22 protein-coding genes are annotated in these 20,337 nt (G+C 64.4%); 8 read left to right on the top strand and 14 right to left on the bottom strand.

What is annotated here, in order from left to right:
* Positions 1-113: 113 nt before the first annotated feature.
* Positions 114-641: a MarR family winged helix-turn-helix transcriptional regulator gene (locus ACHIRB_RS04275; protein ID WP_395123325.1), complete on the top strand. Its 528-nt coding sequence runs from the start codon at positions 114-116 to the stop codon at positions 639-641.
* Complete coding sequence (locus ACHIRB_RS04280; RefSeq protein WP_395123324.1) at positions 634-1,851, top strand: MFS transporter; 1,218 nt, start codon at positions 634-636, stop codon at positions 1,849-1,851. The genes ACHIRB_RS04275 and ACHIRB_RS04280 overlap by 8 nt, the downstream gene beginning before the upstream one ends.
* A 1-nt stretch (position 1,852) precedes the next feature.
* Here the strand turns inward: ACHIRB_RS04280 and ACHIRB_RS04285 are convergent, their stop codons facing one another.
* The 3 genes from ACHIRB_RS04285 to ACHIRB_RS04295 form a co-directional block, all read right to left on the bottom strand.
* Positions 1,853-3,283 carry a DUF6297 family protein gene (locus ACHIRB_RS04285; protein WP_395123323.1) on the bottom strand — a complete coding sequence of 477 codons (1,431 nt, stop codon included), beginning with the start codon at positions 3,281-3,283 and terminating at the stop codon, positions 1,853-1,855.
* Positions 3,274-3,912: an ABC transporter ATP-binding protein gene (locus ACHIRB_RS04290; protein ID WP_395123322.1), complete on the bottom strand. Its 639-nt coding sequence runs from the start codon at positions 3,910-3,912 to the stop codon at positions 3,274-3,276. Before ACHIRB_RS04290 ends, ACHIRB_RS04285 begins: the two co-directional genes overlap by 10 nt.
* Before the next feature lie 72 nt (positions 3,913-3,984).
* A complete protein-coding gene (locus tag ACHIRB_RS04295) occupies positions 3,985-4,257 on the bottom strand; it encodes a DUF6412 domain-containing protein (RefSeq protein ID WP_395123321.1) in 273 nt (90 codons plus the stop codon).
* Between the two features lie 251 nt (positions 4,258-4,508).
* Here ACHIRB_RS04295 and ACHIRB_RS04300 point away from each other — a divergent pair, with 251 nt between their 5' ends.
* Positions 4,509-5,099 carry a hypothetical protein gene (locus ACHIRB_RS04300; RefSeq protein WP_395123320.1) on the top strand — a complete coding sequence of 197 codons (591 nt, stop codon included), beginning with the start codon at positions 4,509-4,511 and terminating at the stop codon, positions 5,097-5,099.
* A 71-nt stretch (positions 5,100-5,170) separates the two neighbouring features.
* Here the strand turns inward: ACHIRB_RS04300 and ACHIRB_RS04305 are convergent, their stop codons facing one another.
* The 8 genes from ACHIRB_RS04305 to ACHIRB_RS04340 form a co-directional block, all read right to left on the bottom strand.
* Positions 5,171-5,506, bottom strand: a complete 336-nt coding sequence (locus ACHIRB_RS04305) for a transglycosylase family protein (protein WP_395123319.1) — start codon at positions 5,504-5,506, stop codon at positions 5,171-5,173.
* A 439-nt stretch (positions 5,507-5,945) separates the two neighbouring features.
* A complete protein-coding gene (locus tag ACHIRB_RS04310; protein ID WP_395115891.1) occupies positions 5,946-6,320 on the bottom strand; it encodes a metal-sulfur cluster assembly factor in 375 nt (124 codons plus the stop codon).
* Positions 6,317-6,766: a Fe-S cluster assembly sulfur transfer protein SufU gene (gene sufU, locus ACHIRB_RS04315; protein ID WP_395115890.1), complete on the bottom strand. Its 450-nt coding sequence runs from the start codon at positions 6,764-6,766 to the stop codon at positions 6,317-6,319. Before sufU ends, ACHIRB_RS04310 begins: the two co-directional genes overlap by 4 nt.
* 3 nt (positions 6,767-6,769) lie before the next feature.
* Positions 6,770-8,023, bottom strand: coding sequence for a cysteine desulfurase (locus ACHIRB_RS04320; protein WP_395115889.1), 1,254 nt, complete (start codon positions 8,021-8,023; stop codon positions 6,770-6,772).
* Between the two features lie 4 nt (positions 8,024-8,027).
* The gene (sufC, locus tag ACHIRB_RS04325; RefSeq protein WP_199701173.1) at positions 8,028-8,810 is read right to left on the bottom strand and encodes a Fe-S cluster assembly ATPase SufC; all 783 of its coding nucleotides are present in this window, start codon (positions 8,808-8,810) and stop codon (positions 8,028-8,030) included.
* Between the two features lie 28 nt (positions 8,811-8,838).
* Complete coding sequence (sufD, locus tag ACHIRB_RS04330) at positions 8,839-10,068, bottom strand: Fe-S cluster assembly protein SufD (protein WP_395115888.1); 1,230 nt, start codon at positions 10,066-10,068, stop codon at positions 8,839-8,841.
* Entirely contained in the window at positions 10,065-11,507 is a 1,443-nt protein-coding gene (sufB, locus tag ACHIRB_RS04335; protein ID WP_199701171.1) for a Fe-S cluster assembly protein SufB, read from the bottom strand. Before sufB ends, sufD begins: the two co-directional genes overlap by 4 nt.
* 66 nt (positions 11,508-11,573) lie before the next feature.
* A complete protein-coding gene (locus ACHIRB_RS04340) occupies positions 11,574-12,353 on the bottom strand; it encodes a helix-turn-helix transcriptional regulator (RefSeq protein ID WP_395115887.1) in 780 nt (259 codons plus the stop codon).
* A 153-nt stretch (positions 12,354-12,506) separates the two neighbouring features.
* On the opposite strand from ACHIRB_RS04340, the gene mptB reads away from it, so the two are divergent.
* Genes mptB through ACHIRB_RS04360 form a run of 4 tightly spaced genes read left to right on the top strand, consistent with a single transcriptional unit; the run spans position 12,507 to position 16,911 of the window.
* A complete protein-coding gene (gene mptB, locus ACHIRB_RS04345; protein WP_395123318.1) occupies positions 12,507-14,207 on the top strand; it encodes a polyprenol phosphomannose-dependent alpha 1,6 mannosyltransferase MptB in 1,701 nt (566 codons plus the stop codon).
* On the top strand, positions 14,198-15,130 hold the full coding sequence (locus ACHIRB_RS04350; RefSeq protein ID WP_395116187.1) for an ABC transporter ATP-binding protein: 933 nt from the start codon (positions 14,198-14,200) through the stop codon (positions 15,128-15,130). Before mptB ends, ACHIRB_RS04350 begins: the two co-directional genes overlap by 10 nt.
* Positions 15,127-15,900, top strand: coding sequence for an ABC transporter permease (locus ACHIRB_RS04355; RefSeq protein WP_395115885.1), 774 nt, complete (start codon positions 15,127-15,129; stop codon positions 15,898-15,900). The genes ACHIRB_RS04350 and ACHIRB_RS04355 overlap by 4 nt, the downstream gene beginning before the upstream one ends.
* Before the next feature lie 27 nt (positions 15,901-15,927).
* Complete coding sequence (locus ACHIRB_RS04360; RefSeq protein ID WP_395115884.1) at positions 15,928-16,911, top strand: COX15/CtaA family protein; 984 nt, start codon at positions 15,928-15,930, stop codon at positions 16,909-16,911.
* Here the strand turns inward: ACHIRB_RS04360 and ACHIRB_RS04365 are convergent.
* Positions 16,864-17,811: an endonuclease/exonuclease/phosphatase family protein gene (locus tag ACHIRB_RS04365; protein ID WP_395123317.1), complete on the bottom strand. Its 948-nt coding sequence runs from the start codon at positions 17,809-17,811 to the stop codon at positions 16,864-16,866. The two genes, ACHIRB_RS04360 and ACHIRB_RS04365, sit on opposite strands and share 48 nt — an antisense overlap.
* 10 nt (positions 17,812-17,821) lie before the next feature.
* Positions 17,822-18,169 carry a hypothetical protein gene (locus ACHIRB_RS04370; RefSeq protein ID WP_395115882.1) on the bottom strand — a complete coding sequence of 116 codons (348 nt, stop codon included), beginning with the start codon at positions 18,167-18,169 and terminating at the stop codon, positions 17,822-17,824.
* A gap of 46 nt (positions 18,170-18,215) precedes the next feature.
* On the opposite strand from ACHIRB_RS04370, the gene ACHIRB_RS04375 reads away from it, so the two are divergent.
* Complete coding sequence (locus ACHIRB_RS04375) at positions 18,216-19,181, top strand: quinone oxidoreductase family protein (RefSeq protein WP_395123316.1); 966 nt, start codon at positions 18,216-18,218, stop codon at positions 19,179-19,181.
* Between the two features lie 36 nt (positions 19,182-19,217).
* Here the strand turns inward: ACHIRB_RS04375 and ACHIRB_RS04380 are convergent, their stop codons facing one another.
* The gene (locus tag ACHIRB_RS04380) at positions 19,218-20,219 is read right to left on the bottom strand and encodes a heme o synthase (RefSeq protein WP_395115880.1); all 1,002 of its coding nucleotides are present in this window, start codon (positions 20,217-20,219) and stop codon (positions 19,218-19,220) included.
* Positions 20,220-20,337 lie beyond the last annotated feature (118 nt).

Here is a 20,337-nt window from a genome sequence, read left to right on the forward strand (position 1 = left end):
GTTTAACAGGGGACTTCCGTGTCCCCCAATCGGGGGACAACGTAAGAGGAAGCCGCGCGAAGCCTTCTTGGAAAATAGTTGCCTGCGGCAGTCAGGTAATGCATAGTGGGTACATGAGTCGGCTGGAGAATCTGTTGGGTGCGCAAGCGTTGGCCGTGACCGACCGGCTGCTCACGGCCGACGGAGACGGCGATTCCACCCTGTCGGCATCGGAGCGAGCCGCCCTTGTCACGCTCTACACCTATCCCGATCACCTGGTGTCGTGGTTGGGCGGAGTGCTCGGGCTCACGAGTTCGGGCATCACCCGCTTGGTCGACCGGCTCGAAACCGCAGGGTGGGTGACCAGGACTACCGGGTCGGACGCTCGTTGTCGTCGAGTCGGCCTGACACCTGCCGGGCGCTCACGCGCACACGCTGCCCTACACGCTCGCAACGCCGCGATGGCCGAACTGCTCGGCCCACTGTCCGAGCCCGACCGCCGTGAACTGGAGCGGCTGTTCGAGCTGCTCGTCGGCAATCTCGCCGAGACCCGACTTCCCGCCCTGCAGGTGTGTCGCCTTTGTGACAGGTCCGCGTGTGCGGGCGAGGGTAAGAGGTGTCCGCTGGCCCACACCGACACCGGGGACAACGACGATGACTGACCTCGCCACCAAGCCCGCGGAGCCGACGAGCGCAACGGTCCACACCGTGCTGCCAGGGGCGGCGATGGTCGGCGTGACCTTCGGTCTGGCTCGGTACGGATACGGACTACTTCTGCCCGACATGCAGTCCGACCTCGCTTTGACGCCCGGTGCTGCCGGGCTCATCGCGTCGGGCACGTATCTGTCGTACCTGCTCGCCAACATCGGTGTGGTTTCCGTCGCGCGGCGGGTAGGTCCGCGCGGTGCGATCGGCATCGCCGCACTGTTCGCAACGGTCGGTATGGCAATCGTCGCCGCTGCGAGCAGCGCGCTCATGATGGCCGTCGGCGTTGTCGTGGCCGGCGCGGCGGCGGGTTTCGCCTTCCCGCCGTATGCCGACCTCGTTGCCCGTGAGGTACCACCCCGGCGGCGCGACCTCGCGTGGTCGACGATCAGTTCGGGCACTGGCTGGGGTGTCGCGATTGCCGGACCGATCGCCATCGTCGCCGGTGAGCAGTGGCGGATCGCGTGGATGGTCTTCGTCGCGATTGCCCTGGCAGTGGGTCTCGCCGCAGTTCTGGCTGCGCCGCCGAACAGGGGAAACGACCAACTGCGACGTCCGCAGCTGAGTTGGACCTGGTTCGTGTGCCCGAGGTCGCGGCCCCTGCTCGTGTCCACCGTGTTGATCGGTATCGGTACCGCGGTGTTCTGGGTCTTCAGCGTCGACGCGCTTCGCCATGCCGGTCTCGACTCGACATCGGCTCGAATCGTCTACGCGGTGTGTGGCGTCGCCGGCATCCTCGCCTCTGCCAGCGGCGCCGTCTTCGCCCGATTCGGGCTCCGCACCGGCTACCTCGTGGCCTGCGCGCTGCTCGCAGGCTCCCTTGCGTTGCTTGCAGCGACAGACGGTCGGCTGCTGCCCGCCATGGTCGCGGCGATAATGTTCGGCGTGTTCTTCAACACCGTCATTGCCGCACAGGGCATTTGGAGCTCTCGGGTGTTCGCCGAGCACCCGTCGGCCGGACTCTCCGCCATCAGCACCGCCCTCACCGTCGGGACTCTTGTCGGACCCACGGTCGCAGGTACGGCGATCACCACGTTCGGCTACCCAGCGACACTCACAGGTGCGGCTGTAACAATCCTTGCGGCGCTGGCGTTCTGCCCGCCGAGCGAGCGCCGTCGCCAACTGCTGGCCGAACATATCTGCCACGCAGCCCCGGTACGGAGCTGACTCACCACAGCAGAAGCAAGGCCGCCTGCAGCGCCCCTGCTGCAGCCAAAGCCGCAGGGCCCGTCAGCAATTGGCGGAGCAGGTCCAACGGAACCTGCCTCAGACCGGTTTCGAGGACCAGTCCGCCCAGCTGCGTCGGCGGTCGGCGACGGGCGCGGTACACCGCGGCAAGAGCTCCGACCGGCGCGATCACGAGCACTGCCCACCCGGACGTATACGCAGCTGGTGCGGATGCCAACCACACGCCGAGTATCGCGAGTGCAGGTATCGGCAGATGACAGAGACGTAACCGAATATCGCTACCCCCCAACGCAAATCGCAATGCAGCGGAACCGCATACGTCACGAAGTCCGCCACTGGACGCCATACCAACGACGAAGCAGGCGACGAGTTGGGTGATCGCAACGAGCACAGGCGAACCCACCGCGTGCACTGCATATGGGCAGACCGACGCCGCGCCGACGACGGTCCACGACCCTCGGTCACGTCGGAGACGACGTAGATCGGCGGCGACGAGGGTACCGACACCGGTGCCGGCGAAGCCACGCGATGTCACCGTGGCGACTCGACGCCACCTCCGAGCCTCCAGCGCGCCGGATAGGTAGGACGGATCGAGCGCAGTGCACGCCGCGGAGATGCCTGCCATCAGATCCGCGGACCCGCCGAGGGCAGCACGGTCGATGTGTCCCGACCAGCGCAGCGCGGCGACGAACAGCACGACCGCCATACCCGCAGACAGCACGGCAGTCGGCGAGCCGAGCGACATCGGAAACTCCGCCGCAGGAACAGCATTCGACGCAGCGGCTACCGCAACACCGATTCCAGCTGCCCACAGGCCACCGATCAGGAAAACCAGCACAAGTCGCACCGTCAAGAAGATCTGACCGAGGACCGCGATACTCAGCAACCCCGACCACCCCGCGGCAGCGTAGCCACCCAACACCCGCCAGTCCGACACGGTCGGGAGGACGAACGTAACCGATCTCGCTGTCCCGATACCCATCGCCAGTGCGACTACTGTAAGGCCGCAGATGCGCAGAGTCAGTGCCGCGCGCCTGTCTACTCGACCCGACAGAATCCACGCGAACTCCCCCGCCTCGGCGCTCACCGGGCCGAGCGCACGGAACAGTTGCATCGAAACAGCCGCAAGCATCAGCACGAGCGCCCACGCGTACCACTGACCGACAACAGGGTCGATGCTGACCGAGAACAGTTGGTCGGCAGATGAATTCGCCGCTGCGGTCCCGGATGGCAGCTGAGCTGTCCACCACACGATCCCGGAACAGACATATGCGGGCACACCCCACACCGCGAGGATCGACAGTGCACCTCGCCGTGGCCGACGGGTTTGCTGCCGGAGGAGGACCCACTTACGCAGTGTTCGGGCCGATGGCAGCGTATCCAGCTGTGGCGCAGTCGTGTTCATCGCCATGCGTCGGCGTCGATGCGCTGGTCGGCGACCGCGGCGACGAGAGCCTCGTCGTGCGACGCCAAAACGACGCTCACCCCGGCAGCTTTCTCCGCGACGAGAGTATCGGCAAGCCAGCGGCGACCCTTGGCATCGAGGTGTTGCTCCGGTTCGTCGAGCACCACCATCGACCTCGGCCGCACGAACGCGGACCCGAGTGCAAGCCTCCGCCGCTGACCGCTCGACAACGTGCCCGGCAGTTGATCGGCCGCGCCGGTCAGTCCGATCGCGTCGAGAACGGTCCCCGCGGCGCTGCTCGAATGGTGAACGCCATGGGCGGATGCGATCAATTCGAGGTGTTCTCGCACCGATAGATGTGGAAACACCGCGTGGTCGTCGAGAACCGACGCAACGGCAGCTCGAAACGTCGGCGCTGATTCGTCCACCGGTTCGGCAGCGCAAGGTTCCACACCGAAAGTGATTGTGCCGTCGTCCAATCGGTCAGCACCGACGATGCAGCGCAACAACGTGGACTTACCCGATCCGTTGGACCCGACCAGCGCGCACGCTTCGCCGGGCAGCACGTCGAACCCGACGTCGGAAAATACAGTGAATGCGCCGAAACGTCGGCAAGCATCGGAAACATGCAACATGTGAAGGGCTCCCAGGAATCCTCATGGCAGCGCGCGCCGAGGCTGCGCCGTGGACAGACGAGGATGCGGAGATCAGCGCTGACGCGTCTCCGCTGCACAGCCGGGAGCTCTGGGCAGCGGACGACCTGGAGCATCGGGAGCGCTGTGCCTGAGATACGGGCTACGGATGCGTCGATCGGGTATCGCAAGCCCATGCGTCACAGCCCGATAGCCGATCGCACGACCGTGGCCGACCGAATACAAGACGAGAGCAGCGATGGCGATCGTCGCGACAAGCAACGCGATCTCGGTCAGGTTGTTGCCTGAAGGAGGCAAGGTCACGAGCAGGAACAACAGGACGGCCAAGCCGACGAGGTACCGGGGAAACTTAATTGCGATCCCCTCCCCTGGTCGCTGCTGTACGCCAGCATAAAGCGCAATGGCACCGGTCGCGAAACTCTCTCGATTTTGCGCGACCTCGCATGCCGGTTGCGGACCTCACATGCCTGATCAGGCATGTGAGGTCGGTAATGCGTTGGCGACGTTGCGATAGAACGCGATTCCGCCCGGGCACCCGTTCTCTTTCTGCCGCCAACCTGCGGACGTACAGTGAAAAGGTGGTCGGCCGGCTCATCGTCGCGCTCGCGTTGTTGACTGTCACGACACTCGCATCGGCGTCGTGCGGATACTTCTGGCGCGGTCCGCCGCCGGTTCGCCTGGTCGCTCAGGTTGTCGAGGAAGCCAATTGCGCGATCCCGTCGTCGTTGATCGGACACTCGGCACTGCCGATCGCACGTGCGTACGAGCCCTCACCACTACCCGGCGCAATCCCCGACGGATTCGAGCCTGTCTCAGCGATTACGTGCGACCCGTGGCCAAGCCCCACTATCGGTCCCGACCTGACGGTCACCTTCTACGAACACCGCTGGACCGGGGATTTCACCGAAGCGGTCAGAAATCTGAAGCGCCCGTCCGAGGGGCAACGACTCGACCGGGACACGTGCCCGACCGCAAGCCTTGCCGCGTTGCCGGATCTGTGGTTGATCAACTCGGACGGCCTGGCAATGCGACCGTCCTATCCGGTCGACGAATGCAATTTCGCGTGGATTCGCGGGCTCAGGGATATCGAGCGGCTCGACGAGGTCGCCACGGTCGAACATCGGGTTCAGTTGACACTCGGCGGCCTGGTCGACGTCCTGGGTCGATGAACGGCCAGCACGACAAAACGGCCCCGACCCACATGGGGGCGAGGCCGTTCCGAAGACTCAGCTGGCAGTGATCAGAGCGCGCTGCCGCACACCGGCCACGCACCGGGGCCCTGGCTGGCGAGGGTGTTCTCGGCGACGCGGATCTGTTCTTCCTTCGATGCCGTGTGCGGCGAGCCCGTGCCACCGTTGGCGGTCCAGGTGCTCGGCGAGAACTGCAGTCCGCCGTAGTAGCCGTTGCCCGTGTTGGTGGACCAGTTACCGCCCGACTCGCATGCTGCGACGGCGTCCCACTGCGAGCTCGACGCAGCGCTGGCGGTGCCGCTGCCCAGTGCCAGCGGCGCGACGACGAGTGCGCCTGCAGCGGCAGTCAGGGTGGCGGTGCGCTTGAAGTTCGTGAAGGTGCTCATGCGAATTCGTACCTTTCCGTAGTTGGCGAGATGCAGCGCAAAACAAAGCGCCGCAAGCGTCTTCCGGTGGTGATCGCTTATCGCTCCTGCCCGGGGATTAATTGCTTACTCGACCCGGCGGGCGTATTAAATTACTTCCAACAAATGTTCCTGCCGTATTACCGGCTTTCGAACCGCGAACCACTGTAGCCGTTTCGTTACCGAATGTCGTGGGTGCAAAATAGACGTCGACTTATGCGAATCAATGCATAACATTCGTCTTCTACCCAGGTCAAAGCCACAATATGAGCTCTATAGACCCAACGAAAAATGGGCTGATTGTTAGCCGGATCATATGTCTACCGAGACCCGGGTCACATGCCCAGCCTTTATCAATGCACAAAAAAGCGGCCGCACGAGCATTGCTCGAACGACCGCTCTTCAGGTAGTCGGTACAGAATCAGACGGTGAATCCCAATGCGCGCAATTGTTCGCGGCCATCGTCGGTGATCTTGTCCGGCCCCCACGGCGGAACCCAGACCCAGTTGATTTTCAATTCCGACACCAACCCTGTGCGGACGAGCGCATTACGTGACTGGTCTTCGATGACGTCGGTCAGCGGGCAGGCGGCAGAGGTGAGCGTCATGTCGAGCAGGCAGACATCGTCTTCGTCGACAGCGATGCCGTATACCAAGCCGAGGTCGACGACGTTGATACCGAGCTCGGGATCGACTACGTCGCGCATTGCTTCTTCGAGATCTTCGATTCGCTGTTGATCTTCCGCGCTGAGTTCCACGGGTTCGGCGGGGGCTTGCGCCTCCGAAGTCTCGGTCATGATGCCTGCCTCTCGTTGATACGAACAACGGCGTCCTTGAACGCCATCCACCCCAGCAGTGCGCACTTCACGCGCGCCGGGTATTTCGACACACCTGCAAAAGCGATACCGTCGCCGATCACGTCTTCGTCACCTTCGACGCTACCCCGGCTACTGATCATTTCGTTGAAGGCATCGACAACCCGTAGCGCCTCGACCAGCGGTAGGCCGGTGACCTGATCGGTGAGAACCGAGGTCGACGCCTGGCTGATCGAGCACCCCTGGCCGTCGTAGGAAACATCGGCGACGGTGCCGTCTTCGTCGAGATGTACACGCAGCGTGACTTCGTCACCGCAGGTTGGATTGACGTGGTGTACTTCGGCGCCGAACGGCTCGCGCAACCCACGCCCGTGCGGGTGTTTGTAGTGATCGAGGATCACTTCCTGATACATCTGCTCCATCCGCACGGCTCACACCACCCCGAAGAACTTCTGGGCCTTGCGAACAGCGGTGACCAGCGCATCGACTTCTTCGACGGTGTTGTAGACGGCGAACGACGCACGCGCGGTTGCAGCAATACCGAACCGACGGTGCAGCGGCCACGCGCAATGATGGCCGACCCGAATCGCGACGCCCTCGTCGTCGAGGATCTGGCCGAGGTCGTGAGCATGAATGCCGTCGACGACGAACGCGACAGCTCCCCCACGATCGTCCGTTGTCGTCGGACCGATGATCCGAACCCCGTCGACCGCACCGAGCCCGGCAAGCGCCGCGGACACAAGCACCTGCTCGTGTGCGGCGACAGCGTCCATACCGATTGCTTCGAGATACCGCACGGCCGCGCCCAGGCCGACGACCTGCGACGTCATCGGCACACCAGCTTCGAAACGCTGCGGAGGTGGCGCGTACGTGGTGGCTTCCATCGTGACCGTTTCGATCATCGATCCACCGGTCAAGAACGGTGGCATCGCGTCGAGCAGTTCGCGCTTCGCCCACAGCACACCGACACCCGACGGACCGAGCATCTTGTGACCCGAAAACGCGGCGAAGTCGACGTCGAGTTCACGAAAGTTGACGGGCATGTGCGGAACCGATTGGCACGCATCGAGGACCACGAGCGCACCGACCGCACGCGCACGACGCACCAGTTCGGCAACGGGTGCGACCGCACCCGTCACGTTCGACTGATGGGTGAACGCAACAACTTTCACCGCATCGGTGAGCTCGAGCGAATCGAGATCGATACGACCGTCGTCGGTAACGCCGTACCAACGCAGGGTGGCACCGGTTCGACGCGCAAGTTCTTGCCACGGAACGAGATTCGCGTGATGTTCGAGTTCGGTGATGACGATTTCGTCGCCTGGCCCGAGCACGTACGGGAACCGCTCGTCGGAGAACGAATACGTGACGACGTTGAGGGATTCGGTCGCGTTCTTCGTGAACACGATTTCACCGACGTCGACGCCGACGAAGCGCGCAATGTCCTCGCGCGCTCCTTCGTAGGCGTCGGTTGCCTCTTCGGCCAACTGGTGTGCGCCACGGTGGACGGCCGCGTTGCTCGTCGTGAGGAACTCGCGCTCGGCATCGAGAACCTGCACGGGACGCTGCGACGTCGCACCGGAATCCAAGTACACCAACGGTTTTCCGTCGCGCACGGTCCGGCTCAGGATCGGGAAGTCGTCCCGAACCCGAGTGATGTCGCGTGTCTCGGCTACGACCGTCATGGACCTACGCTCCTGCTGATGCCGTCGATGCCGCGGTGAAGCGGTCGTAGCCGTTGGCGTCGAGCTCGTCGGCCAGTTCGCTTCCGCCCTGCTCGACGATGCGACCGTTGATGAAGACGTGCACGAAGTCCGGCTTGATGTAGCGGAGGATCCGCGTGTAGTGAGTGATCAGCAGGACGCCACCGTTCTCGCGTTCCTTGTAGCGGTTGACGCCTTCGCTCACGATGCGCAGAGCGTCGACGTCGAGGCCGGAATCGGTCTCGTCGAGAATCGCGATCTTCGGCTTGAGCAAGCCGAGCTGCAGAATTTCGTGGCGCTTCTTCTCACCACCGGAGAAGCCTTCGTTGACGTTGCGCTCGCCGAACGAGGGATCGATCTCGAGCTCGCTCATCGCCTGCTTGGCTTCTTTCACCCAGTGCCGCAGCTTGGGCGCTTCGCCGCGAACCGCGGTCGCAGCCGTGCGAAGGAAGTTCGACATCGACACACCGGGCACCTCGACCGGGTACTGCATCGCCAGGAAAAGTCCTGCGCGCGCCCGCTCGTCGACCGACATCTCGAGGACGTCTTCGCCGTCGAGGGTGATGGTCCCCTGTGTCACCGTGTACTTCGGGTGGCCTGCGATCGCGTAGGACAGCGTCGACTTGCCGGAACCGTTCGGGCCCATGATCGCGTGGGTCTCACCCGAGCTGATGGTCAGGTCCACACCTTTGAGAATGTGAATCGGTTCGCCGTTGGCGTCCGGATTCGCAACCTCGACGTGCAGGTCTTTAACTTCAAGCGTTGTCATAAGAAAAGGGTCCTTTACCTGGTAAGTCTCAAGCACCGACAGCGGCGAGTTCGAGCTCGATCGCCGCCTCGAGCCGTTCGCGGATCTCTTCGACCGCGATCTTGTTGATGATTTCGTGGAAGAAGCCTCTGACAACGAGCCTGCGTGCCTGATCCTCGGGGATGCCTCGCGCACGTAGGTAGAACAGCTGCTCGTCGTCGAATCTTCCCGTGGCACTTGCGTGTCCGGCTCCGGCGATCTCACCGGTCTCGATTTCCAAGTTCGGAACCGAGTCGGCACGGGCGCCGTCGGTCAACACGAGGTTGCGGTTCAGCTCGAACGTGTCCGTGCCTTCGCCCGCGACGCGAATCAACACATCGCCGACCCACACGGTGTGCGCATCCGGCTTGCCGGACTTCGGATCACCTTGCAGCGCACCCTTGTACGTGACGCGGGACTTGCACTGCGGTTGCGAGTGATCGACGAGCAGTCGCTGTTCGAAATGCTGGCCTGCATCGGCGAAGTAGAGACCGAGAAGTTCGGCGTCGCCGCCGGGTCCCTTGTAGTTGACGGTCGCGGTGAGGCGAACCAGATCACCGCCGAGGGTGACCGCGGTATGACGAAGCACTGCATCGCGACCGAGCGAGGCGTGATGCGCCGTGAGATGCACGGCGTCGTCGTTCCAGTCCTGCACCACGACGACGGTCAGCTTCGCACTGTCACCGAGGACGAATTCGACGTTTTCGGCATACGTGCCGCTGCCCTGCTGATCGATGACGACGGTCGCCGACGCGAAGTTTGCGAGACGAATCTGGGTGTGCCCGTAGGCGACATTGCCCTCGCCGGGTCCGGTGATCGTGAGAACCACGGGATCGGCAACCTCGACCTCGGCACCGACGCTGACGATAGTCGCAGTTTCGAAAGCCGAGTAAGCCTGTGCAGCAACACGATCCGCAGGAACGCCCGCCTTACCGAGGCGAACGTCGTCGCGACCGACGGTCTCGACCGTGACATCGCTACCGGCACCGGCGATCTCGACAGTTGCCGAGCCGCTGGCTACCGCTGTGCCGTCGTGCAGGCCACGGAGACGACGAATCGGTGTGAACCGCCACGCTTCGTCACGACCGGACGGCACCTCGAACTGTTCGACATCGAACGAGGTGAACACCTCGCCCTTGTTGGTCGCTGCGCCGGCTCCGGGATTCTGTACGGGCTTGACGGGGTTCTCGCCGACGACCGCCGAGATCACGTTGTCCGTAACGGTATTTTCGGAACTCAACCGACCGACCCTTCCATCTGCAGCTCGATCAAGCGGTTCAGCTCGAGTGCGTATTCCATCGGCAGTTCCTTGGCGATCGGCTCGACGAAGCCACGCACGACCATTGCCATCGCCTCGTCCTCGCTCATGCCGCGGCTCATCAGGTAGAACAGTTGGTCGTCGCTGACCTTCGACACCGTCGCCTCGTGACCCATCGTGACGTCGTCCTCACGGATGTCGACGTACGGGTAGGTGTCGCTTCGGCTGATCGTGTCGACGAGCAGTGCGTCGCACTTCACGGTCGACCGCGAGCCGTAGGCGCCCTTGTTGACCTGCACGAGACCGCGGTAGGACGCGCGGCCACCGCCGCGAGCGACCGACTTGCTGACGATCGTCGACGTGGTGTGCGGCGCCAGGTGCAGCATCTTCGCGCCGGTGTCCTGGTGCTGGCCTTCGCCTGCGAACGCAACGGAGAGCACCTCGCCGTGCGCATGCTCACCGGTCATCCAGACGGCCGGGTACTTCATGGTCACCTTGGAGCCGATGTTGCCGTCGATCCACTCCATCGTCGCGCCTGCTTCGGCCTTCGCGCGCTTGGTAACGAGGTTGTAGACGTTGTTCGACCAGTTCTGAATCGTGGTGTACCGGCAGCGGCCACCCTTCTTCACGATGATCTCGACAACCGCGGAGTGCAGCGAGTCGGACTTGTAGATCGGCGCGGTACAACCCTCGACGTAGTGCACGTAGGCACCCTCGTCGACGATGATGAGCGTCCGCTCGAACTGGCCCATGTTCTCGGTGTTGATCCGGAAGTAGGCCTGCAGCGGGATGTCGACGTGCACGCCCGGCGGGACATAGATGAACGAGCCACCCGACCACACCGCGGTGTTCAGCGCCGAGAACTTGTTGTCGCCTGCGGGGATCACCGTTCCGAAGTACTGGCGGAACAGCTCTGGCTGCTCCTTCAGTGCCGTGTCTGTGTCGAGGAAGAGCACGCCCTGCTGCTCGAGATCCTCACGGATCGAGTGGTAGACGACCTCGGACTCGTACTGTGCGGCGACGCCGGAGACCAGGCGCTGCTTCTCCGCCTCGGGGATGCCCAGCTTGTCGTAGGTGTTCTTGATGTCTTCGGGCAGATCGTCCCAGGTCGCGGCCTGCTTCTCACTGGAGCGCACGAAATACTTGATGTTGTCGAAATCGATGCCACTCAGGTCGGAACCCCAATTCGGCATCGGCTTGCGCTCGAACGTGCGCAACGCCTTGAGGCGCGCCTCGAGCATCCACTCGGGCTCGCTCTTCTTTGCCGAGATGTCCGCGACGACAGCCGGGGAGATACCGCGCTTGGCGCTGGCGCCTGCAACGTCTGAATCCGCCCAGCCGTAGCCGTAATTGCCCAGCGACGCGATGGTCTCCGCCTGAGTCAACGGTTCCGTCGGCGTCACCTGGTCTGTGACAGTCATTCGAGCTCCTTCCGGAGTCTTGTGCGTGCCGATGCAGGGCTGGGCATCGGCTTTGGAGCTGTGGAGCTATCCCGACGCCGTCTTCGCAGACACCGGCGGGGTGAGTGGTACGTGGGTCGTACATGCGCAGTCGCCGTTGGCGATCGTCGCGAGACGCTGAACGTGGGTGCCGAGCAAATTCCTGAAGGCGTGCAATTCGGCATCGCACAGTTCGGGAAATTCCTCGGCGACATGCGACACCGGGCAATGATGCTGGCAGATCTGCACACCGTTGCCGACCTTGCGGGTCGTTGCCGCGAAGCCTGCCGAGGTGAACACGTCGGCAATCTCTTCGGCCTTGTCGGTCAGCGCTTCGGTGTCACGGTCGGCAGCCGGATCGACGCCTGCGACGATGGCGGCCACTCGCTTGCGCGCGAACTCCTCGATGGCGGACTGCCCACCGATTTCTCGCAACTGCCGCATCGCGGCGCCTGCCAGATCGTCGTATGCATGACCGAGCTTGCCGCGTCCGGCGGGAGTCAGCTGGTATTGCTTCGCAGGCCTGCCACGGCCACGTTGCTGCCAACTGGCAGACGTCGCGGCGCGTGCCTCGCCTGCTTCGATGAGAGCATCGAGGTGTCGACGGACCCCCGCTGCTGTCAGCTCCAACTTCGTACCGATAGCAGTTGCCGTGATCGGGCCCTCTTCGAGCAGCAGCCGAACGATCGCCGCACGGGTGTGGCCGTCGTGTGACACTGCGACACTGACCGAGACACCACCGGCGTGCGCGACGGGCTCGACCGAAGCGGACATGGCGTTGCTGCCTGCCCCTTCGTCGACATTCGTCGGCGTGCCGATAGTTTTCACAACACCAGTGTGACGGAATTAGCCTGACCGGTCTAGCAAGGGTGCCCTGACAAACCTGCCCGGTCCGGTGAGAGCCGTGCCACACAGCACCGAAACTGCGTCCGACCAGGGTCCTGACCCGACTTCGGCCGTCCAATAGCTACGCTTCCATTCGTGACGCCAGATCGAAAGAGCGCGAACCACTCGGTGGTGAGGCGATCCATCGATCTCGGACGACGCGCTCTCGGTCTCGACTCGCCGACACCCGACCACTCCGTCGCGGTATTGCACGGTGACGAAGCCGAAGCGCCGGGGCTCAACGCCGCCGAAACGCGACAACTGCGCTACGTCCGGCTCATGGGAACGACCGGCGCTGTGCTGATGGCGATCGGTGCGCTCGGCTTCGGCGCCCAGCCGGTCCACCAGAACCCCACTCAGGGTCTACGAATTCTCGGTCTGCCCGCCCGCCTCGGGGCGGCAGGCCTGACGCTGACCATGACCGGAACCGTCACAGTCGTACTGGCGTGGCTCTTGCTCGGTCGGTTCGCGATCGGACGAGCTCGCGATGGTGGTGTCGCGCGTCGGCTGAGCCGGTCGCAACTCGATCGCACCTTGCTCCTGTGGATTCTTCCGCTGTCCGTGGCGCCACCGATGTTCAGCCAGGACGTGTACTCCTACCTCGCCCAGAGCGAGATCGCCCACCGTGGGCTCGATCCGTACGAACTCGGACCACGGCCCGCCCTCGGGCTCGACCATGTGCTGACGAACAGCGTGCCGAATATCTGGCAGTCGACGCCCGCGCCCTACGGTCCGCTGTTTCTGTGGATGGGACGCGGCATCTCGTCGATCGCTGGCGACAACATCGTCGCGGGAGTGTGGCTGCATCGCGTGCTCGCACTCGGCGGCGTCGCCCTCATCGTCTGGGCGCTGCCTCGACTCGCACGCCGCTGCGGCGTGGCCAGCGTGAGCGCACTCTGGCTGGGCGCAGCGAACCCGCTGCTGCTGTTTCACCTGGTCGCCGGTGTACACAACGAGGCTCTGATGCTCGGGCTTATGCTCGCCGGTCTCGAACTCGCGATGCGCGCGATCGAGAACACCGACCCCTTACGAGGCTGGAACCTTGCGCTGCTCGTTGCGGGCTGCGCGGTGATCACCATGTCTTCGACGATCAAGATCCCGTCGTTGATCGCGCTCGGGTTCGTCTGGATGGCCCTCACCAGACGCTGGGGCGGCACGTTCCGGGCCCTCGTCAAAGCCACAGCCCTGACCGGAGTCGTCGCGCTGACGGTCACGCTGATCGTCGCGTTCGCGAGCGGACTCGGATTCGGCTGGGTGAATACCCTCGGCACGGCCAATGCGGTCCGCAGTTGGATGTCGCTGCCGACGACGCTCGGCATCTTCACCGGGTTCGGCGGCGTGCTGCTCGGACTCGGCGACCACACGACCGCCGTGCTGTCGATCACCCGACCGATCGCGGCGCTCACGGCGGCATTCATCGCCGTTCGCATGCTGATCGCGGTCTATACAGGTCGATTGCATCCGATGGGTGCGCTGGGCGTCGCACTCGGCGCGATAGTGCTGCTCTTCCCCGTCGTGCAGCCGTGGTACCTGCTGTGGGCGGTGACACCTCTTGCCGCATGGGCGACACGACCGGCGTTCCGCATACCGACGATCGCGTTCTCGTGTGTTGTCAGCGTGATTCTTATGCCGACCGGCGCAAAGGTCGAGCCGTTCCAAATCGTCGAAGCGGCAATCGCGACAATCCTGGTCTGCGGCACTGTGATTCTGGTTACGCGGAAGATCCTGCCGTGGCGCGCGGAGGCGGGGGCACCGACGGCACCGGCCGATCGCGACGCTTACGCTGAATCCTCGTGACCAACCAGCCAGCGGTGCGCCTCGACGGCGTCGTCAAGGCATTCGGCTCGGTAGCCGCCGTCGACGGCCTCGATCTTGTCGTCCAACGCTCGCAGGTTCTCGCCCTGCTCGGTCCGAACGGCGCGGGCAAGACGACGACGGTCGAAATGTGCGAAGGGTTCGTCACACCTGACGCCGGTTCGGTGCGCGTCCTCGGCTTCGACCCGATCCGGGAGTCCGCATCGGTGCGATCTCGAATCGGCGTGATGCTGCAGGGCGGCGGCGCCTATCCAGGTTCGCGCGCGGGGGAAATGTTGGCACTCGTCGCGTCCTACTCGGCGAATCCGCTCGATCCCGACTGGCTGCTGCGAACGCTTGGTCTGCAGGACACGACGAAGACCCCGTACCGACGATTGTCCGGCGGCCAGCAGCAGCGGCTCGCGCTTGCGTGCGCCCTCGTCGGTCGACCCGAGTTGGTGTTTCTCGACGAACCGACCGCCGGCCTCGACGCGCAAGCGCGGTTGATGGTCTGGGAGTTGATCGATTCGCTACGGCGAGACGGTGTTTCGGTTCTGTTGACCACACACATGATGGACGAAGCCGAGCAACTCGCCGACGAGCTGGTGATCATCGATCACGGCAAGATCGTGGCATCCGGCACCCCTTCGGAACTCACGAAGCGTGGCGCCGAGGGCCAGTTGCGGTTCACCGCACCAGCCAATCTCGACCTTTCATTGCTGGTAACCGCTCTGCCGGAAGGCTTTTCGCCGCGAGAGACGTCACCGGGTTCCTACCTCCTCGAAGGCGAGATCGATCCTCAGGTTTTGGCGACGGTCACCGCGTGGTGCGCCCGAATCGGTGTCCTTGCCACCGACCTGCGAGTCGATCAGCGTCGGCTCGAAGACGTCTTCCTCGAATTGACCGGACGGGAGTTGCGCGGGTGACGAATCGCTTCACGCCGGGAACTTTCACCCCCGACCCGCGCCCGAACGCGCCGCTGCGGATGCTCGTCGCGCAAACCAGGCTCGAGCTGATCCTGTTGTTGCGCAACGGCGAACAACTTCTGTTGACGATGTTCATACCGATCACACTGCTGATCGGGCTGTGCCTACTCCCGGTCGGCGACCTCGGCGAACATCGCGTCGACTCGGTCGTGCCGGCGGTGATGATGGTTGCGGTCATGTCGACCGCGTTCACCGGGCAGGCGATTGCGGTCGGCTTCGATCGGCGCTACGGCGCGCTCAAGAGACTCGGCGCGACCGCGTTGCCCAAGTGGGGAATCATCGCAGGCAAGAGTGCTGCCGTGGTGATCGTGGTCGCCCTGCAAGCGGTGCTGATCGGGGCGATCGGCTTCGGTCTCGGCTGGCGACCCGGCATCGGCGGACTTGCACTCGGTGCGGTGATCATCGCGCTCGGAACGGTCACGTTCGCCGCGATGGGACTCCTGCTCGGCGGCACGCTCAAGGCCGAGATCGTCCTCGCGCTCGCAAACATCCTGTGGTTCATCATGCTCGGTATCGGCAGCGTCGTCTTCGCGTCCGACGACCTGCCCGAAGTACTTCGTCTCATAGCGAGACTCATCCCGTCCGGCGCCCTCGCCGAGACGCTCAAAGCAGCGCTGGTCGGGTCCGTCGATTGGTTCGGCGTAGCCGTCCTCGCTGTCTGGGCCGCTGTGTGCGGCTATCTGGCGACCAAAACCTTCAAGTTCACCTAGAGGCCGCTCCGCGGCTACCATCGAGGCGTGCTCTATCGCGGCTATCTCGGCCTTGTCGATCGTCTACCGCTCCCCTCGCTTCGGGTGCAGCGCGCGATCGCGCTCGGCGTCATCCTGACCCAGGCAGGCATCGCCGTCACCGGCGCTGTCGTCCGTGTGACCGCATCGGGACTCGGTTGCCCCACCTGGCCACAGTGTTTCCCCGGCAGCTTCACCCCCATCGGGGTTTCCGAGGTCGCGGTGCTGCACCAAGCCGTCGAGTTCGGCAACCGCATGCTGACCTTCGTCGTCGTCCTCGCCGCCGCAGCGGTTGTCCTCGCGGTGACGCGGGCCCGACGCCGACGCGAAGTGATCGTGTTCGCGTGGTTGATGCCGGGCGGAACTGTGGTTCAGGCGATCATCGGCGGCATCACGGTTCGCACCGGGCTGCTCTGGTGGACCGTTGCCGTGCACCTGATCGCGTCGATGGCCATGGTGTGGCTTGCGGTGCTGCTCTACGCCAAGATCACCGAAGACGACGACGCCGAACCCGTCGCGGTCGTCCCCGCTCCCCTGCGTTGGCTCACCGCGCTGTCCGGCGTCGCGCTCGCAGGCACGCTCGTCGCGGGCACGTTGGTCACCGGTGCGGGTCCGCATGCGGGCGACAAGAGCCTCGAACGCACGGTGCCACGGCTCGAGATCGAGATCGTGACGCTCGTCCACCTACACGCGCAGTTGGTGATCGGCTATCTGGCCCTTGTGATCGGGCTTGCCTTCGGGCTGTACGCCGTGCGCGCACCGAAAGCGGTGCTGACCCGAGTCAAGGTCGTCATTGCCGTCGTAGTCGCGCAGGGGGCGGTCGGCGTCGTCCAGTACTTCACGGACGTACCCGCCGCACTGGTCGCCGTTCACGTCGGCGGTGCCGGCGCGTGCACGGCAGCGACGGCAGCGCTATGGGCAAGTGGGCGTAGCCGTAGGGCGGCGTCAACCGACCACCAGGTCAGCGATGACCGCGCGGTGTTGTCCGCCTGACACGTCGACGGTCCACACCTCGGTCGAGACTATCGATGGACCCGCCGTCAGCACCTGATCCAGCCGCACTCCGAGCCAAGCAGGTACCGAGGTCGGCCAACTCCCGGTGAGCCTGCTGAGAGTTCCCCCACTTGCCCTGCACCCGGATCCGATCAGTTCCCGGAACCGCGAGTGGGTGAAGGTGGCATTCAAATCGCCCGCGATAACCGTCGGACTGTCGCTCCGGCATGGCGAGACCAACGCGGCCAGGTCTGCGTCCCAGGTCGCCTCGGACCCCAGATTCGGCGAATTCGGATGTACCGCATGCACATTCACCGCCTGACCCGCTACGGTGACGGTCGCGGTGACCGTCCCGAGACTGAGCGGCAACCGTGCCACGGGCACTGCCGGTCGCAGCGACGAGCGGATCAACAACGACGTCGCGCCCGCCGTAGCAACCGAACGCGTGCCGATCGTGTCGTCGAAGACATCGAAGCCAGGGCCGACAAGACGCGCGATTTCACGTGCGTACGCCGCAGACGCTTCGGGCATGGCGATCACGTCCGGTTGGAACTGCGCGATCAGGTCGACAAGCGGCTCGACGTGCGCCGCATCGGCGCCGACGTTGACAGTCAGCACCCGCAGGTTTGCTACACCTGTTCCAATCGGGCCCGTGGACTGAGGGAATACCGTCGCGACGGATATCGATCCGACAACGCCGAGCAACACCGCTAACCAGGGGCGAACGAACACGATAACGACGGCCGCGGCAACCGCAAGCACCGCAATATGAACGCGGAAGGCGGTCAGCTGCGCGACGACAGGTAGCCGATCGAGCGGTAACCCCACACCCGCCGGCAACCACGTGAGCACCACGCAGATCGCAACGAGTAGCACACCTGCTGCGACCGCGGTTCGCACCGTGGGTCGATCAGACCTCGTTGCGCGCCTTGGGGAATCGCGTCTGATTCGCGACCCAACCCGCCATCTTCTTCCAGTGTCCGACCCGAGGCGTGACGATCGAGGTCAGTTCGCGGTCCCACTCCGAGACCGTGATGGCGTCGAAGCTCTCGACCACAGCCTTGGCGGTCGGCAGGTCGGCGACCATCTGGTCGCCGAGGATCCCGTCGGCACCGACGAGGGTGATTCGCACGCCGACGCGCCCGACCGGCTGCAGGACGGCACTCGCGGCGTCACCGTGATCGGTCAGGAACTTCTCGATCGACTTCCGGACGTGGGCAGGAACCTTGACGTCGGTCTGAGCGGCATCGGTCGTCATACGTCGAACAATACTGGCGAGCTGTGCAGGTGTAGAAATGAGGGCCATGCGCGCTATACAGGTGAACCAGCACGGTGGACCCGAAGTACTCCAGCTGACCGACGTCCCGGATCCCGAGATCACCCCAGGTCAGCTCCTCGTGCGGACCGAAGCGGTCGGCGTGAACTTCATCGACACCTACTTCAGAACGGGCGCATACCCGCGTCCGGTGCCGTACGTCCCCGGCGCTGAGGGCACCGGTGTCGTCGAGCAGGTCGGCGATCAGGTCAGCGGATTTGCTGTCGGCGATCATGTCGCATGGGCGTCAGCCGAGGGCAGCTACGCCGAGAAGGTTGCGGTGGACGCCGAACGCGCTGTGCCGGTACCCGCGGGCGTCGAGGCACCCGAAGCCGCATCCGCGCTGCTGCAGGGCATGACCGCCCACTACCTACTGAATTCGGTCTACAACGCGCAGCCCGCGGACTGGGTGCTCGTGCATGCCGGCGCAGGCGGTGTCGGTCTGATCCTCACCCAGCTCGCGGCAGCCCGCGGTGTGCGTGTGATCACCTCGGTGTCGACCGACGACAAAGAAGCGCTGTCGCGTGCTGCGGGCGCTGCCGAGGTGGTCCGCTACGGCGACGAGCTCGCCGCACAGGTGCGTGACATCACCGACGGTGAGGGTGTTGCGGCCGTGTACGACGGTGTCGGCGCCGCAACGTTCGAGTCGAGCCTGGCGGCACTGCGAATTCGCGGGACTCTGGCGCTGTTCGGTGCCGCGAGCGGACCCGTCCCACCGTTCGACCCGCAGCGGCTCAATCCGGCGGGGTCGGTGTATCTGACCAGGCCGACCTTGGTTCACTTCACCCGCGACCGCGAGGAACTGCTGTGGCGAAGTGGCGAAGTCTTCGCTGCGATCGCCGACGGATCGCTGCAGATCACCATCGGTGCAACCTATACGCTTGCGGACGCCGCGACCGCACACCGTGATCTGGAAGGTCGCAAGACCACCGGGTCGATCGTCCTGCTCCCCTAGTCGGCGAGCAGGTCGCGCATCATCCGAGGATGCGCATCACCCGAGGATGCTGCCGACCGTCGTCCAACCGAGGACGGAATCGACGGCAAGGCCGCAGAAGACGATCGCAAGGTAGTTGTTGGACTGCAGGAAGAGTTTGAGCGGCTTGACCGACTCGCCGCGCCGGACACCCGCGTAGAGCTGGTGCGCCATAAGCAGGAACCAGGCACCGGCCGCGACGGCGACGGCTGCGTAGACGACTCCGGTCGCAGGTATCAGGGCGATCGTTGCGAACACCGTCAGCCAGGTGTAGACGACGATCTGCTTGGTGACCTTCTCTTCGGTCGCGACTACCGGCAGCATCGGCACACCCGCTGCTTTGTAGTCCTCCTTGTAGCGCATCGCGAGAGCCCATGTGTGCGGTGGCGTCCAGAAGAAGATGACTGCGAACAAGACGAGGGACTGCCAGCCGATCGTGCCGGTGACCGCAGACCAGCCGACGAGCACCGGCATACATCCGGCAGCGCCGCCCCAGACCACGTTCTGCGAGGTCCGGCGCTTGAGACCGAGGGTGTAGACGAAGACGTAGAAGAGGATCGTTCCGACGACGAGCAGACCGCTGAGCAGGTTTGCCGCCCACCACAGCCACGCGAACGACCCGAGTCCGAGGACGACACCGAAAACGAATGCATGCGACGTCGGCACCGCCGCGCGGGCCAGCGGCCTGCGTTCGGTGCGCTTCATCAGCTTGTCGATGTCGGCATCGGCGACGCAGTTGAGTGTGTTGGCGCTTGCCGCGCCCATCCAGCCGCCGAAGAGTGTGCTGAGGATCAGCGTGATGTCGACGGTCCCACGCTGCGCGAGCAGCATCGTGGGAATCGTCGCGACCAGCAACAACTCGATCACACGGGGCTTCGTCAACGCGATATAAGCCATCGGCTTCGCGAAAATGGGCTTGGTGAGGATCGACGATCGCGGCGCGACGCCCTCGGCGGGGACCGGTTCGGTGGGAGCCGGGCCGCCGAGGCCATGTCCGCTCGGCTGTTGCCCTATCCGCACTATCGCTCCTCGCACCACACGCATTCGCATGAAAATCGGCCATGTCGACGCAGCGCGCGGACCTTCGCACGACGCAGCTACTACGCAAGATGGTAGACGCCGGGAGAGGTGGTCCATC

Source organism: Antrihabitans spumae, from assembly GCF_043944905.1.
GTDB lineage: Bacteria > Actinomycetota > Actinomycetes > Mycobacteriales > Mycobacteriaceae > Antrihabitans > Antrihabitans spumae.